This window comes from Pseudoalteromonas holothuriae, assembly GCF_945859825.1.
In the GTDB taxonomy this organism is placed as follows: domain Bacteria; phylum Pseudomonadota; class Gammaproteobacteria; order Enterobacterales; family Alteromonadaceae; genus Pseudoalteromonas; species Pseudoalteromonas holothuriae.
Genome location: NZ_CAMAPC010000006.1, coordinates 119,192 through 135,695 on the forward strand (window position 1 = coordinate 119,192; position 16,504 = coordinate 135,695).

A 16,504-nucleotide genomic window follows, 5' to 3' on the forward strand; every position below is an offset into this window, starting at 1 on the left:
TATGCGACGCAGGTTCTGCCTTGCCAAAATACCCGAATGACTGCTGCAAAAACACACAGCAAAGATCAACAGACCCTAATCACTAAAATGGAACCGCTTTAATATTAAAGGATGCTAAATAAGTAATGTCTGAATTCTTAAAAGGCTCGGGAAGCCCACAGCAATTGTACAAACAGGGATGGAATATTTTTAAAGAGCAGGTGAGCTTGCCCGTTGCGGTGATCAAACAAGATGCGATTAGGCAAAATGCACAGTGGATGGCGCAGTTTGCTCGTCAAAATAATGTATTACTTGCTCCGCATGGTAAAACTACCATGTCACCTGAGTTATTTAAGTACCAATTAGAGGCGGGAGCTTGGGCGATCACTTTAGCTAATGTACCCCAAGTGTTGAGTGCGGTTGGTGCTGGCATTGAGCGTATTATATTAGCCAATCAATTAGTGGGCCGTCACCATTTTGAACTTATTGCACAGTTGCTAAAAAGTACAGGGTTAGAGTTTTACTGTTTTGTTGACTCTGTTGATAACGCAAAAGCGTTAGGTGAGTTTTTTGCAAGTAAGAACCTCAAGCTGAATATTGTGTTGGAGCTTGGTGTTGTAGGTGGCCGGTGTGGTTGTCGCTCAGTAGATGATATCGACACCCTGATATTGGCGTGTAGTGAATATGAGTGCTTACAAATAGCCGGTTTAGGCTTTTATGAGGGGGTTATTAGTGGTGAAAATGCAGCACAGAGTGTTGCAGAGTTTGTAGCAGATGTTGTTGCACAGGCAAAACGCTTACATCAGCAAGACGTGTTTGCTCAACCTGAACCGATTATTACAGGTGCGGGTTCTGCTTGGTATGACATTGTCACCAAAGTTTTGGTAAGTAGTGAGTGCGAAAAACAATTTAGGCTAGTGATACGTCCCGGTTGTTACCTTATTCATGATACTGGAATTTACCAAAATGCGCAGCAAGCCATATTAGCACGCAGTGAATTTGCAAATAGCGTAGATGGCTCCTTAGTGTCGAGTTTGTATATTTGGGCTTATGTTATGTCTGTGCCTGAAAATGGTTTAGCGATTGTGGGAATGGGTAAGCGAGATGTTGCTTTTGATGCAGGGTTACCTACCGCTGAATTGGTTTATTCACCTAGAGATCAGCATTTAAAAAATACAGTTAGTGATTTATACGTTGAAAAAATAATGGATCAGCATGCTATGTTGCGCTTTTCTCTAAATCATCCACTGAATGTTGGCGATATGGTATGTTTTTCTACGTCTCACCCATGCTTAACGTTTGATAAGTGGCGACAAATAGGCATTGTTGAGCGAGATTGGGTTATCACTAAAACCATTTCAACGCATTTTTAATCGAGGCAACACTTTTGGATATTATTAGTAAAATAAAAGAGGGGTTAGGTCACTTTAGCCCCGCAGAAGAAAAAGTGGCGCGGCTGATTATAGCTGAGCTGAGTTTTGCAGCCAGCGCCTCAATTAGTGAGCTTGCACAAAGGGCTGAAGTTAGCCATGCAAGCATCACACGGTTAGCGCGTAGTTTAGGGTGTGAAAACGTTCGAGATTTAAAATTTCGGCTTACGCAATCTGCAGCGATCGGCGAGCGATTTACGAGTCAGGATTTAGTTGATAAAGAAAAAATCTCCCATGTTTATGCTTCAATTCAAGAGATTTTAGCCCTTAATGCGGGCTTGATAGATGAGCAAGTGGTTGAACAAGCAAGTACTGCCATTTGTAATACTCGCCATTGCTTAGTTTTTGGTGTTGGCGGGGGAAGTAGCATGATGGCGCAAGAGTGCCAAAACCGATTTTTTCGCTTGGATGTATTAAGTAATGCTTATTCTGATCCAATGATGATACGCATGGCTGCTGCTACAGTGAATAAAGATGATGTGGTGATTTGTTTATCTTTAAGTGGCGTATCACCAGATGTAATGGATGGTGCTCGAATAGCCAAAGAATACGGTGCGCAGCTGGTGATTATTTGCCCAGGTGGTGCGCTTGCAAAGATGGCCGATTTTCATCTGCCAATAAAAACCCAAGAGAGTGACTACATTTTCAAGCCCAGTGCAGCGCGTTATGCCATGATGGCTGCTGTGGATATTCTCTCAAGTGAAGTGGCGGTTAGAAATCAAAAGCGCTCTAAAGAAAAGCTACGACGATTGAAAGTGCAATTAGATCAACACCGAGATAAAAGCAGCAATATGCCACCTGCTGATAAACGTTTTCCATTAGGAGATTAGCTACTGTGACGGATTCGTATGTGGATAGCATTATAAAAAATGCGACAGTGTATCAAGGGCCAAATAGCCAACCACACGTCATAGACGTTGCAATTGATAAGGACAGCATTGTTGCTATCGGTGATTGTACTCAGTTACAAGCAAAACATAATTATGATGCAACGGGGCTAGTATTGGCTCCGGGTTTTATTGATGTGCATACCCATGATGATTTAGAGGTGCTCAATAACCCTCATATGTTAAACAAAGTGAGCCAAGGTGTAACCACTGTTATTGCTGGCAATTGTGGTATTAGTGCTGTGCCTTATCGTCAAGGAGAGGCACCTGTTGATCCAATTAATTTGCTCGGTGAAAAAAATAAATTCGTATATCAAGATCTTAACGATTATCGTAACGCGTTTGAATGTGCACTGCCCAGTGTTAATTTAGCGATGCTGGTTGGTCACACAAGTCTTAGGGCATATGTGATGCAAGACTTAACTCGACCAGCTAGAGATGATGAAATAGATTTAATGAAGCAGCTACTTGATACAGCAATGGTTCAAGGTGCGCTTGGATTGAGTACCGGGCTTGCTTATTACAATGCCAAAGGCGCGAGTCAAAGTGAAGTGAATGCACTTGCTAAAGTTGTCAAACCCTATGATGGTATTTATACCACTCATTTACGTACTGAATTTCAAGGGATTTTAGATGCGATGGATGAAGCATTTGCAACCGCGAGTCATGCCGATATTCCATTAGTTATTTCTCATATTAAGTGTGCCGGACAGGAAAATTGGGGACGTGCAGCACAAGTCCTACAGCACTTAGATAAGCAACGGGAGCATCAAGATATTGGTTGTGATTGTTACCCATACGCGGCCAGCTCTAGCACCTTAGATTTAAATCAAGTTTCAGAGCATACAGAGATATTTATAACTTGGTCTAAATCACATCCAAAAATGGCTCAGCAAAGTCTTAATGATATTGCGACAAAGTGGCAGTTGTCATTGCTCGATGCAGCCAAAAAATTGCAACCAGCAGGGGCTGTTTATCATTGTATGCTCGAAGATGACGTGAAACAGTTTCTCAGTTATAAGCACAGTATGATTGGTTCGGACGGATTACCGTGCGACCCTCATCCCCATCCTAGGTTATGGGGCACATTTCCCCGGGTGCTTGGGCATTATTGCAATGATAAAAAAACCCTACCGTTGGCTTTAGCAATACATAAAATGACAGCGTTGCCAGCTGCAAGATTCAAACTGCAAAGGCGAGGCGAAATAAAAGTAGGGTACTTTGCGGATTTAGTACTGTTTGACCCTAAAAAGGTGCAAGACCAAGCAACTTATAACCAGCCTAAGGCGCAAGCGTTGGGTATAGAATATGTTTGGGTTAATGGCACCTTGAGCTTCGTGGCGGGAGCTAATACAGACACAATCGCTAATTATGGTAGAGCAGGGCAATTTTTAGCACGCAGCTCTACTGATGAGTAAATTTAAGAGGTTACTATGACAATAAGAAGAATAGGTGCTGAAGGTGGTAAGGGGACTGGCGGACAACATTTACCCTTTGCGCGAGCCGTTGAGGCAGGTGGTTGGTTAAAGGTATCAGGGCAAACCCCAATGCGAGATGGTGAAGTTGTTGAGGGCGGTATTGTTGAACAATCGCGTTTAGCAATTAGTAACTGTATTGAGATCATGGAGGAAGCAGGTTATGGATTGGAGCATGTTACCCATGTATCTGTAGTACTGACTGATGCGCGCTATTTTCAATCATTTAACAAAGTGTTTGCAGAGTATTTTGCTCAGCATCCACCAGCGAGAATATGTATGGTCGCTGACCTTGTTGTAGATTGTAAAGTTGAGGTCGATGTGACCTGCTTTAAAGGCGTGTAAATAGCAGTCAACTTAAGCATAAAAGGTGAGGTATGTCGCAAAGTCAATCAATATATATGCTTTCATTTGTTGCCTATTTACTTGGTATGGTGTTGATCAGTTGGTTTGTATCTAGGTGGCAACGCTCAAGTGATGACTATTTACTTGCTGGGCGTAAAGTGCCATTTTTCTTAACTTTAGGTACAACGGTGGCAACTATGGTTGGCACTGGCTCGTCAATGGGAGCGGTAGGTTTTGCGTATCAACATGCTTGGGCTGGGTCTCTTTATGGGATCGGTGGCGCACTGGGGATATTGTTACTAGCTTGGCTGTTTGCCCCCGTACGGCAACAAGGTTTTGCGACGATGAGCGAAGAGCTTGCAAGCTATGTCGATAATAAAGAAATCGTAAAAAAAATATTAGCGTTGTTGATTTATGCAGCCAGTATTGGTTGGTTAGGCGCGCACCTAATTGGCGGGGGCATGTATTTGGCGTGGTTAACTGGAGTGGGTGAGGTAAGTGCAAAGCTAATCATAGGTATTGGTTTAGCGATATATGTCACTTTAGGAGGCTACTCAGCGGTGGTTTGGACTGATGCAATTCAGGCTATTATTTTGTTTGTTGGCTTTTTATTAATGGCTTATTTTGCCGTAGACTTTATTGGTGGCTGGGGTGCATTAAGTCAAAATAACATCGCTACAAGCAATGGTATTTTATCGTACCAAAGTATTGGTGTGATCCCTGCTGTGTCGATGTCACTGGCTGTGTTGGTTGGTGTGTTGGCTACCCCTTCTTTTCGGCAACGAATATATGCGGCAAACAATGTAAAAAGCATTCGGCGTTCCTTTTTTATTTCAGGTGGGCTTTATTTAGGGTTTTCTTTGATCCCCGCGGTTATTGGTATATGTGCGTATTTAATTAACGATAACTTAGACAATGCAGCTTATGCATTTCCATATATCGCTTTAAATACGTTGCCGTTGGCGATTGGTGGCTTTATTTTACTGGCGGGCATTTCTGCTACGTTATCCAGTGCCAGCTCGGATGCTATTGCTGGGGTGAGCGTATTAATTAGTGATATTTATCAGTGGCTTTTTGATGCAACTATCCCTGCAACAAAGCAACTCTTGGTCTCTCGTATTGCCATGTTAATGACGGTATTTACCGCACTTGCGTTGGCGTTGTTATCAAATGACATTATTTCCTACATAACTAAAATGGTCTCAGTTGTTTTAGCTGGACTATGCGTAATGGGACTACTTGGTCGGTTCTGGCAAAAATATACATGGCAGGGAAGTTTGGCTACCTTAGTGGGTGGCTCGGTAACAGCTATTTTGATTGGGGCTAATCATTCATGGTTGAGCTATTTTGGTAATCCCATTATTCCTGCGCTTTGTAGTGCTTCATTGTTAGGTATTTTGGTTAGTGTATTCACTAAAAAGAGCTCATCCGATGTTAGTTCGCCTCAAAAAGATGTAAGCGAAGAGCAGGTAGCATCATGATAAATAAGCTCAAATCATTGGTTTTTTTGGGTGAGTGTATGCAGGAACACCGTGCTGATGGCAGCGAAAGTTTTGGCGGCGATACCTTTAATACTGCATGGTATTTGAGTCAATTATTAAAGCAAAGTCATGTGACTGATTGTGAGATCTATTATGCAACGGCGATAGGGGCTGACAGCAATAGCCAGCAGTTTAAAAGGGTTATGCAGGAGTGCGGTATTTCAGAACAATTTGTGGTGACTCACTCGTGTAAAGTGATGGGGAAATACCAGATAACAGTTGATGATAAAGGTGAGCGAAACTTTAGTTTTGACCGCGCGCAAAGCGCCGCCAGAGAGTACTTTAATCTAGATGAAACATTAAGTGATGCTTTATACAATAAACGGGTAGATGGGATTTATTTATCTGGTATCAGCTTAGCCATTTTGTGTGAGCAGCAACGTAATCACCTACTTATGTTACTTAATACGTTTAAGCAAAAAGGGGGCGTCATTTTTTTTGATAATAACTATCGCCGCTCTGTTTGGTTGAACACTCAGCCACAAGCAATTTACTTAGCTGTTATGGCACTTACGTGCTTGGCATTTTTAACTGATGAAGATGAGTATGCAGTTTACAGCACGAGTAATCCGGCCGACATTTTTGCGTTTCATCAAGCTTCTCATGAGACAAGTCAAACATTGGTAGTTCGTCAGGGGCATTTACCTTGTCTAATAAAAAGCATAGGTCATGATGCATCAATCACTGTGCCAGCTGAGCGAGTGAATGATGAGCGGGTGGTTGATACCTGCGGCGCAGGTGATGCTTTTGCAGCTGGTTTTTTAGCCAAAATGCTAACGCAGGGTTTAGTTAATGATGCCGCGAGGTTTGCCCATCAAGTTGCCGCAACGGTTATTCAGCACCATGGCGCGTTAGTGCCACTTAATCTACTACCTAAGCTGGTTCAATAAGGAGTGATAAATTGAACTTTTTCAAAGCAAAACTATATGCTTTTTTTCTCAGTATTTCGCTAATTTATAGCGCCGTTGCCATGTGCCAGAATGTGTTGATGCCAATGCCCAAGCATATCAACCTCGCTCAGGGGGAGTTGGTGCTTACAGATGAAGTTAATGTGTCTTTTACTGGGTTTAGTAAAGCACGGGCAATATTCCAACGCACCAAATTAGCCACTTACTTTACGCGCATTGCCAAAAATAAGGTGATGCTGATAGAAGCGAGTGATAAACCTGTCGCGATATCGATTGAAGTAATGGTGCCAGAGCAGCGTTTAAGTGCTTTGCAATTAGGCGATGATGAAAGTTATGAGTTAGTGATTGATAATCGGGCAGTGCGGATCAAAGCAAAGTCAGTATTTGGCGCGCAACATGCTTTGACGACATTGGTACAACTTGCCAAAAAAGGCACGGCACAACAGATTGTATTGCCATTGCTCTCAATTAAAGATAACCCTCGATTTGCTTGGCGCGGTTTGTTAATTGACAGTGCGCGACACTTTATGCCTGTTGATACCATAAAGCGTCAGCTTGATGGTATGAGTGCAGCAAAGCTAAATGTTTTGCATTGGCACTTAACTGACGACCAAGGTTGGCGAATGCACAGTAAAGTTTTTCCGAAGTTGACGCAATATGCCTCAGACGGGCTCTTCTATACTCAAGTGCAAGTAAAAGAAATTATTCGTTATGCAAGTTTGCTGGGTATTCGGGTTGTGCCGGAGTTTGGTATGCCCGGTCACGCCAGTGCGATTGCAGTGGCTTATCCTGAGTTCATGGCGGATATAAAAGAGTACCAAATGCAGCGCCATTGGGGAGTATTTAAGCCGCTGTTAAATATTGCAAACCCAAAAGTATATGAATTTATTGATAAGCTACTTGCAGAAGTGACAGAGATTTTTCCAGATAAATACTTACACATAGGAGGCGATGAAGTAGAGCCCGAGCAGTGGCTTAAAAATGAGCAAATTCAACAGCTAATGACTCAAAAGCAGCTACAAGATGGGCATGATTTACAGAACTACTTCAATACTCAGTTACAAAGAATAATTGCTAAACATGGCCGTGTGATGATGGGGTGGGATGAAATATTTCATCCCCAATTAGCCGAGGATATTTTAGTACAATCATGGCGCGGACACGACTCATTATATCGCATTGCTAATGCTGGGTTTAGCGGTGTGTTGTCGACAGGGTTTTATATTGATCAACCTCAGTATAGTGATTATCACTACCGCAATGACCCTTTAAAAGAACCCATAGCTGTTGACTTAACACAACCGCAAGTTTTAAGTCTTGCTTTTATTATTAACCGTTTAAAAGGCAGTGAGGTAAAAGGAGAGTTGCTAGTACTGGGTGAGCAAGTGCTTATTAAACTCAATGATCATTACCATCGAGTTGCTTCAGTACAAAATCCTGTCAATAAACAGGATATGCAATTAGTCGCATTTATGGATAGTTGGATGGGGCCGCTTAAATTCGAGTTTGATCTTGTGAAACAAAGAGGCACTGTGATGATAGGAAACAGTCGCTATCCATTGCAGATGAACTCACTCAATAAGCCACAACAAGTAACTTTGCCTCCTGAACTCAAAAAGCAGAATCAAGCGCTTATTTTAGGCGCTGAGGCAACAATTTGGAGTGAAATGGTCACAGCAGACAATATTGACTTAAGAATTTGGCCAAGGCTTTTTGTGATTGCAGAGCGATTATGGTCAGCTAAAAAACTGACCAATAGCTCTGCTATGTACAGTCGGCTGGGTACTATCGATAACTATGCGGCAAATGTTATCGGTTTAGCACATCAGTCACAACAACATACTGGGTTTAGCAGTTTGATAAACCCAAAGCTTAATGAGCAAAATAAGGCAAACACCTTACAGTTACTTTTTACTATGGCGCAAATGCTAGAGCCAAGCCATTACTACACACGTCATCATATCAAGTATCTAAATAATCAATACCACCAGCAAGCAAATTTAAACAGCTTTGTAGACTTTCTAGCAGTTGAGAGTGAGCAAGTGAGAGAGTTGAATAACAACGTAGCTCGATATTTATCTGGAAAAAGTAGTGCACTTGGGCTCATAGAGAGCCAATTACTTCAGTGGCAGCAGGTATTAGAGACTAATAAAAAATTGTTGCGCAAACCGATATTAGTGCAAAACCACCATCAGATAGTGAGTAAAATACAGCGCTTCTTAGAATACTCTAAAGAGGTTATTGCAAAGTGCAAAGGTTCATCTTCGGATGCAATGTTAGAAAGTAAACTACTTAGTTTGCAAGCATTGACAGATGAGACTGTGATAGCAGGCATATATCCAATGCGCGACTTATATTTAGGCTGTAAATAAGGAAAAATATGAAATTTATACTATTAAGTTTAGTACTACTAAGTACACATGTTAATGCAAGTAATAAGGTTTTTGAAACAACGGATTGGATTGCAGGTGGTGTGTTTACAGAAGGTATTGAAGGGCCAGCCGTCGATAGAAATGGGGTGCTGTACGCTGTCAATTATCAACAGCAAGGCACCGTTGGTGCGATAACTTCAAAAGGTAAAGTTCAGCTTTTGATGACATTGCCAAATGACTCAGTGGGTAATGGGATACGTTTTGATAAACACGGCAACATGTATATAGCTGATTACGTTAATCATAACATTTATCGCGTATCCAATGATGCACTCATGCAAGGCAAAAATGTATCAGAGCATCTTAGCGTATTTGCGCATAATGCGAAGATGAACCAGCCGAATGACTTAGCGATTATGGATAATGGTGTTTTGTTTGCCAGCGATCCTAATTGGCAACATAGTTCTGGAAATTTGTGGCGTATAGAAGCAACAGGACAGGTGCAATTATTGGAAGCCAATATGGGCACCACTAATGGCGTAACAGTCAGTCCTGATAACAAAACCTTGTACGTCAATGAGAGTGTTCAGCGTAAAGTATGGCGCTATGATATTGATGAAAAGGGCAATATTTCAAATAAACAGCTGCATATCGCGTTTTCAGACTTTGGTTTGGATGGTATGCGAACTGACCAGCAAGGTAACTTATATATTGCACGATATGGCGCAGGTCAGGTGGCTGTGGTATCCCCAAAAGGAAGACTAATGAGAACGGTTAAATTGCAAGGTAAGTACCCTACAAACGTTGCTTTTGGTGGAGTAGACGGTAAAACCGTTTTTGTGACGATGCAAAAACGCGGTGCAATAGAAATGTTTGAAGTAAATACAGCAGGTAGGAGCTTTGCTTTTATAAATGAAACCTTGAAAGTTGACTAAGGCATATTTTAAAAAGGTGATTATTGACTTTGGTGTGTGCATATTGATGCGCAAAAGTTAATCTCTTAAACGAGAGGTTACAGCCAGAGCCGCTGTGATAAATATTTAACTTCCAATTTGTGCCCAAAACCTTTAGCCTTAGGGCCACAAAAGTGATAATTAAATAAATGAATGGAGTACTATTATGGCGGAGCAACAAGTGCAGCCTTTACACAACGAAAAACATGCCAACACGAAGGTAAAAAATGGCATTAACGTTGATTTCTTAAAATCACAGCACTTAATCCCTGTGGTAGCGCATGAGTTTGCTCGTGTTGCAACTGAATTCCCTATGGCGTTTGTGAAAAACAATGAAACTGGTCAGTTTCAAGCGGTTGCTATGTTTGGTTTAGAGCCAGGTGAAAACTTATTTGTGCAAGATGGCAAGTGGAACGCAGGTTTTGCACCATTAGCGGCTACTCGCTACCCATTTGGCTTAGTTAAGCACCCAGAAGAAGATCAGTACGGTATCGTGATTGACGAAGCAAGCCCATTAGTGGGTGAAGGTGAAGGCAATGCACTATTTGAAGACGGCAAAGAGACAGAATACTTAGCTCGTCGCAAAGAAGCACTAGTGAACTTCATAGAGTTTTCTCGTGTTACAGAAGCATTCACAAAGCATTTAGCAGACAAAGAACTATTAATTCAACAAACGTTAACTGTTGAAATTAAAGGTGAGAAAAAAGATATTAATGGCATCTACTTGGTTGATGAGCGTAAGCTAAATGAACTAGGTGATGAAGAGTACCTAGAGCTGCGTAAGCGCGGTTACTTGGCACCTATTTTTGCGTTCTTAACGTCAACACATCAAGTTGCACGTTTAGCACGTTTAAAAGCATTGAATGAAGACGCTTAAATAACAGTATCTAGTCAATATGAAAAAGCACCTTTGGGTGCTTTTTTTGTGCCTACAAAAAGAAAACAACAGTTTGTCGTATTTTGTTGCAAGTTAATATCTTAGCAATCAAATTGATAATAGCGTGGTAAGTGACAACTCATCCAAATTACATATCTACCGAGGAAATAATGAAGAAAAAAAGTATGCTTATTTCAATGTTAGGTCTTTGCATGGCCTTGGCAAGTAATGTCTTTGCGCAAACCAAGCCCATCGCTATTGCTATTCATGGCGGAGCTGGAACAATTGACAAAAGTCTTTTTAGTGAAGAGCAAGAAGCGGCGTATCGCGCTAAGTTAACAGAGGCTGTTGAGGCTGGTTTTAAGGTGCTTGAAGCCGGAGGTGAAAGTTTAGATGCCATTACTCGCGCGATTAATATTCTGGAAAACTCGCCATTTTTCAATGCTGGTAAAGGGGCTGTATATACTTATGACGGTGCTCACGAGCTTGATGCATCCATTATGGATGGTAGAGACAGACAAGCTGGCGCTATTGCAGGTGTAAAGCACATTAAAAATCCAATTGATTTGGCCAGAGTCGTTATGACAGATTCGGTGCATGTATTACTCAGCGGTGAGGGGGCAGAACAGTTTGCTAAACAACAGGGTTTTAAATTTGTTGACAATCATTATTTTGACACCCCACATAGATTTGAAGCACTGAAAAAAGCCAAACAAAAACTTGATGCAAAAAAAGTGGATTCTAAGTCATACAAGGCTGCACATAACGCTTTACCAGCTCAATACAAAATGGGCACAGTGGGTGCCGTAGCACTGGATAAACAGGGCAATTTAGCAGCCGGTACTTCGACGGGGGGAATGACTGCCAAACGCTTTGGTCGCATCGGAGACTCACCTGTGATTGGTGCTGGCACTTTTGCTGATAATCGTTCTTGTGCGGTATCAGCAACGGGTCATGGAGAGTATTTTATTCGTTATAGTGTTGCCAGTGATATTTGTGCCAGAGTTGCGTACCAAAAGCTATCAATTGCACAGGCTGGGGATGAAGTTATCCACAATGTGCTAGCCCCAGTTGGTGGTACAGGCGGTGTTATTATTGTTGATAGGCAGGGCAATATCAGTATGCCATTTAATACCAAAGGTATGTATCGGGCCAGCAAGTCTAGTTCACAAAAAACTTATGTGGGTATTTTTAAAAACGATTGAAAAAACAGGCAATTCCATACACGCCAGCTATAGTTAAAATGCTGGCTTTTTTTAAATGGAGCAAATAATTATGCAATCGATTAAAGTGGCCGATTACTTAAATCATCGCCCTGTTACTTTTACGGTAGAGATGCGAATAGAATCTGCGGTCGAAAAACTATTACAAAGTGCGCAGTCAGGTGGACCGGTTATTGATAATAATAAACGTGTGATTGGTTTTTTGTCTGAACAAGACTGTTTGAGAAAAATGTTAGAAGCAACCTATCAAAATGAATCACACAGTGTAGTAGGTGATGTCATGACAGCGAACCCAGTGTGTGTCAGCCCACATGATAGCATTGTTCAAATCGCTGATAAAATGACAGTAAATAAGCCTAAACTTTACCCTGTTGTTGGTGAGGAAGGGGTGTTGATGGGGGTGATAAGTCGGGCTAATGTGTTGCTCGCAATTGATAAACACTTGCACGATGCTTATGCATCTGGCCATCGGTTTGTTTGAATTAGAGTATAGTTTTTAATACTTACAGCGAGATATTCTGCGTTAGAGCATAGGCTCAGTGAACGGTTTTTGATACAATACGCGCTCTTAAATTAACGATAAATAGGTAGTGTGTAGTGAGTGTAGGACCGCTGTTTGCTGGGCTAACGTCTTGTCTAAAGAAAGATCAGTTTATTCTTAAAAAGCGTTTGCATGGCGCAAATAAAATTGTAGATGCGGATAAACAAAGCAAAGTGGTTGCCACGATAGAAGAGGCAATTGCAAAAAGTCAGTCACTCAAAGTTCAACGCACCGAGCAACTACCTAACGTTTCTTACCCTGAACAGCTTCCTGTAAGCCAGAAAAAAGATGATATTAAAGCCGCAATTGCAAAGCATCAGGTGGTGATTGTAGCAGGTGAAACAGGGTCAGGTAAAACGACCCAGTTACCTAAAATATGTTTGGAGCTTGGTCGAGGTGTAGATGGCTACATTGGTCATACTCAGCCTAGAAGGCTAGCTGCTCGTACCGTTGCCAACCGTATTGCTGATGAGCTTGATTGTGAATTGGGACAGCAAGTTGGTTTTAAAATTCGTTTTAGCGATCAGGTGTCAGATAATACTTATGTAAAGTTAATGACTGATGGTATTTTGCTGGCAGAGATTCAACAAGACCGATACCTTAATCAATATGATACGATCATCATAGATGAGGCACATGAGCGTAGCTTAAACATTGACTTTATTTTAGGCTACTTAAAAAACTTATTGCCTAAACGACCTGATCTTAAAGTAATTATTACTTCAGCAACCATTGATCCTGAACGGTTTTCTAATCATTTTGATAATGCCCCAATTATTGAAGTGTCGGGACGTACTTACCCTGTTGAAGTAAGGTATAAGCCTGTACTAGATACTGCGAGCAATGACAGCGAAGCACAAAATGATCAGCTACAAGGTATATTTGATGCAGTTGATGAGCTGTGCAATGAAGGTCCCGGCGATATTTTAATTTTTATGAATGGCGAACGGGAAATTCGTGATACGGCTGATGCACTGAGTAAACGTAACCTTAAAGGGGTAGAAGTATTACCTTTGTATGCGCGTTTATCTAATGCCGAACAAAACCGTATTTTTGCAGCGCATAGCCAACGAAGAATTGTATTGTCGACCAACGTGGCAGAAACGTCGTTAACGGTGCCAGGTATTCGCTATGTGATAGACCCAGGTACAGCTAGAATAAGCCGCTACAGCTATCGTACTAAAGTACAACGATTACCTATTGAAGCTATCTCGCAAGCGAGTGCAAACCAGCGCAAAGGTCGTTGTGGTCGTGTGGAAGCAGGCATTTGTATTAGGCTTTATTCAGAGGAAGACTTTTTATCACGTCCTGAATTTACAGACCCTGAAATATTAAGAACGAACCTTGCCTCGGTTATATTACAAATGCTTGGACTTGGCTTGGGTGATATTACTCAGTTTCCGTTTGTACAAGCGCCTGATAGCCGTAATATTAATGACGGTATTGCACTATTAGAAGAGCTGGAGGCGGTACATCCGAGCAAGCGCCGCCACAGCACTAAATTAACACCATCTGGGCGAACATTGAGTCGCTTACCGATTGATCCGCGCTTAGCAAAAATGGTGTTTAGTGCAGATAAATTAGGGGCATTAACAGAGGTGATAGTTATTGTTGCGGCTCTATCTATTCAAGACCCCCGAGAGCGCCCACAAGATAAACGTAATGGAGCTGACGAAAAGCATGCCCGTTTTGAACACCCAGACTCAGATTTTGTGTCATTTTTGAATCTATGGTATTACATCGAGCAGCAACAGCATGAGTTGACACGAGGACAATTTCGTAAGCTATGTCAAAAGGATTTTTTGTCTTACATGCGCATTCGAGAATGGCAAGATATTGTGTACCAATTGAACACCATTTGCCAAGAAATGAATATGCAACACAGTGACAACCAAGCAGAGCTTGATAACGTCCATCAAGCCTTATTAAGTGGTATGTTAAGTCACATTGCTGCAAAAGATGAAAAGCAGCATTATAAAGGGGCGCGCAATAGTTTAATTCATATTTTCCCCGGCTCTAGTTTATTTAAGAAAAGCCCGAAATGGTTAATGTCGGCCGAGTTGGTCGAAACCAGTAAACTCTACGCACGAATGAATGCCAAAATAGATGTTAACTGGATCGCGCCACTGGCTCAGCATGTGGTTAAACGTAGTTTTAGTGAGCCACATTGGGAGAAAAAGCCTGGTTGTATTATTGCCTTTGAACAGCAAACTTTGTTTGGACTTATTATTGTTGCGCGTAAACGTACTGTGTATAGCCAAATAGAGCCAAAGTTATGCCGTGAGCTTTTCATTAAAGAAGCGTTAGTTACTCATCAACTTGGACAAAGTGAAGGCTTTTTGCAGCATAACCAAGCATTGATCGATGATATTCAGGTGCTTGAACAAAAAGCACGACGTCGAGATATCTTGGTAGATGAACAAACTTTATTTGAGTTTTACGACCAGCGTATCCCAGAAGATGTGTGTACACGTGCTGGCTTTAATCATTGGTGGAAAAAACAAAAGCAAAAAGATAAGCACTTTTTGCACATGAGCAAAGCATTGTTGATGCAGCACAACGCTCAGCAAATCACTGAATTTGATTATCCAGATGTGTGGCATCAAGGTAATTTGATGCTGCCACTGGAGTATCATTTTGAGCCGGGGCAAGCCGTTGATGGTGTTATGGTGAATATTCCCATAGCACTTTTAAACCAAGTAAGTCAACAAGGTTTTGATTGGCATGTGCCCGCATTTCGACATGAATTAATCTGTGGTCTGATCAAGAGCTTGCCTAAAAACTTACGCCGCAACTTTGTGCCTGCACCAAATTATGCAGATGCTGTATTAGCCGCACTAGAGCCAATGCAGGGCGCGCTGTTAGATTGCTTAGCAAACCGCTTGTTGCGTATGACTGGTGTAAAAGTTGAACAACAAGAGTGGGATCTTAATGCGTTAGACCCACACTTAAAAATACAATTTCAAGTGATAGGGGATGATAACGAAGTTATTGCGCATGGTTTTGACTTGCAAGTGCTAAAAGATAAGCTGCAAGGTAGAGTATCGGATACACTGTCTAAAGTCGCTCAACAAGGCATTGAGCAGCAAGATATTACGCATTGGCAATTTGGTAAGCTTCCGAACGAATATACCAAAAAGCAAGGAAACTACGAGATAAAAGCATTTCCGGCTTTGGTTGATAAAAAGACCAGTGCGGCGATAGAGCTTTTTGATAACCCCTTAAAAGCAGCTGTGCAGCATCAAAAAGGGTTGCGCAGGTTAGTATTGTTAAATGTGCCTTCACCGATTAAATATTTGCAGCAACACTTGCCTAATAAAGCGAAGTTAGGACTTTACTTTAATCCATTTGGAAAAGTACAAGATTTGATTGATGACTGCATTGCTGCTGGTGTTGATTCATTACTTGATGAGCATAACGATATTCGTGATGAGCAGGCGTTTGAGCAGGTAAAAGAGCGCATTCGCGGTGATCTTGGCGATGTTGTTGTGAGTATTGCTACTCAAGTAGAGCAAGTATTAAGTATTGCCCATGCGATTAACAAACGTATGAAGGGGCGTGTTGACTTAACGATGATCACAGCGCATGGAGATATTAAATCACAGTTAGAGCTACTTATTTTTAAAGGATTTGTAAGTCAGCATGGGGCAAATAAACTATCAGATTTATTACGGTACATGAAAGCGGTTGAAAAGCGTTTAGAAAAATTGCCAGTAGACCCTAACCGAGATAGGTTATGTGTTTTAGAGTTAGAAAAAGTAGCACAAGCTTATCAAAAAGTGGTAGCGCGTGTTCCAAACGGCTACCCACTACCAAATGATGTTCAAGATATTTTTTGGATGCAACAAGAGTTGCGAGTTTCACTATTTGCGCAAACACTTGGCACGCCTTACCCCATCTCCGCTAAACGGGTGATGAATGCGTTAAAGGACTGTGAATAATTGCTGATTAAGCTTGCAATTTACTCCAAGCC

Annotated in this window: 12 protein-coding genes; all 12 read left to right on the forward strand. The window is 41.6% G+C overall.

Annotated features, from left to right (window positions below; translation table 11 throughout):
* Positions 1–125: 125 nt before the first annotated feature.
* The 12 genes from OCI93_RS09935 (at position 126) to hrpA (ending at position 16,472) form a co-directional block, all read left to right on the forward strand.
* Positions 126–1,352, forward strand: a complete 1,227-nt coding sequence (locus OCI93_RS09935) for an amino acid deaminase (RefSeq protein ID WP_261626307.1) — start codon at positions 126–128, stop codon at positions 1,350–1,352.
* Positions 1,353–1,366: 14 nt separating this feature from the next.
* Positions 1,367–2,239 carry a MurR/RpiR family transcriptional regulator gene (locus OCI93_RS09940; protein WP_261626308.1) on the forward strand — a complete coding sequence of 291 codons (873 nt, stop codon included), beginning with the start codon at positions 1,367–1,369 and terminating at the stop codon, positions 2,237–2,239.
* Positions 2,240–2,244: 5 nt separating this feature from the next.
* On the forward strand, positions 2,245–3,714 hold the full coding sequence (locus tag OCI93_RS09945; protein ID WP_261626309.1) for an N-acyl-D-amino-acid deacylase family protein: 1,470 nt from the start codon (positions 2,245–2,247) through the stop codon (positions 3,712–3,714).
* A 15-nt stretch (positions 3,715–3,729) separates the two neighbouring features.
* Entirely contained in the window at positions 3,730–4,116 is a 387-nt protein-coding gene (locus OCI93_RS09950; RefSeq protein WP_261626310.1) for a RidA family protein, read from the forward strand.
* Between the two features lie 32 nt (positions 4,117–4,148).
* Entirely contained in the window at positions 4,149–5,597 is a 1,449-nt protein-coding gene (locus OCI93_RS09955) for a sodium:solute symporter family protein (protein ID WP_261626311.1), read from the forward strand.
* 38 nt (positions 5,598–5,635) lie between these two features.
* Positions 5,636–6,547, forward strand: coding sequence for a sugar kinase (locus OCI93_RS09960; RefSeq protein WP_261626312.1), 912 nt, complete (start codon positions 5,636–5,638; stop codon positions 6,545–6,547).
* Between the two features lie 11 nt (positions 6,548–6,558).
* Complete coding sequence (locus OCI93_RS09965; protein WP_261626313.1) at positions 6,559–8,937, forward strand: beta-N-acetylhexosaminidase; 2,379 nt, start codon at positions 6,559–6,561, stop codon at positions 8,935–8,937.
* Between the two features lie 8 nt (positions 8,938–8,945).
* The gene (locus OCI93_RS09970; protein WP_261626314.1) at positions 8,946–9,872 is read left to right on the forward strand and encodes an SMP-30/gluconolactonase/LRE family protein; all 927 of its coding nucleotides are present in this window, start codon (positions 8,946–8,948) and stop codon (positions 9,870–9,872) included.
* A gap of 184 nt (positions 9,873–10,056) precedes the next feature.
* Positions 10,057–10,767 carry a SapC family protein gene (locus tag OCI93_RS09975; protein WP_261592286.1) on the forward strand — a complete coding sequence of 237 codons (711 nt, stop codon included), beginning with the start codon at positions 10,057–10,059 and terminating at the stop codon, positions 10,765–10,767.
* 197 nt (positions 10,768–10,964) lie between these two features.
* Positions 10,965–11,972 carry an isoaspartyl peptidase/L-asparaginase family protein gene (locus OCI93_RS09980; protein WP_410007628.1) on the forward strand — a complete coding sequence of 336 codons (1,008 nt, stop codon included), beginning with the start codon at positions 10,965–10,967 and terminating at the stop codon, positions 11,970–11,972.
* 70 nt (positions 11,973–12,042) lie between these two features.
* Entirely contained in the window at positions 12,043–12,471 is a 429-nt protein-coding gene (locus OCI93_RS09985) for a CBS domain-containing protein (RefSeq protein WP_261626316.1), read from the forward strand.
* 116 nt (positions 12,472–12,587) lie between these two features.
* Positions 12,588–16,472 (forward strand): ATP-dependent RNA helicase HrpA, encoded by a 3,885-nt coding sequence (gene hrpA / locus OCI93_RS09990; RefSeq protein WP_261592289.1) that lies wholly within the window; start codon positions 12,588–12,590, stop codon positions 16,470–16,472.
* The last annotated feature ends 32 nt before the right edge of the window (positions 16,473–16,504 follow it).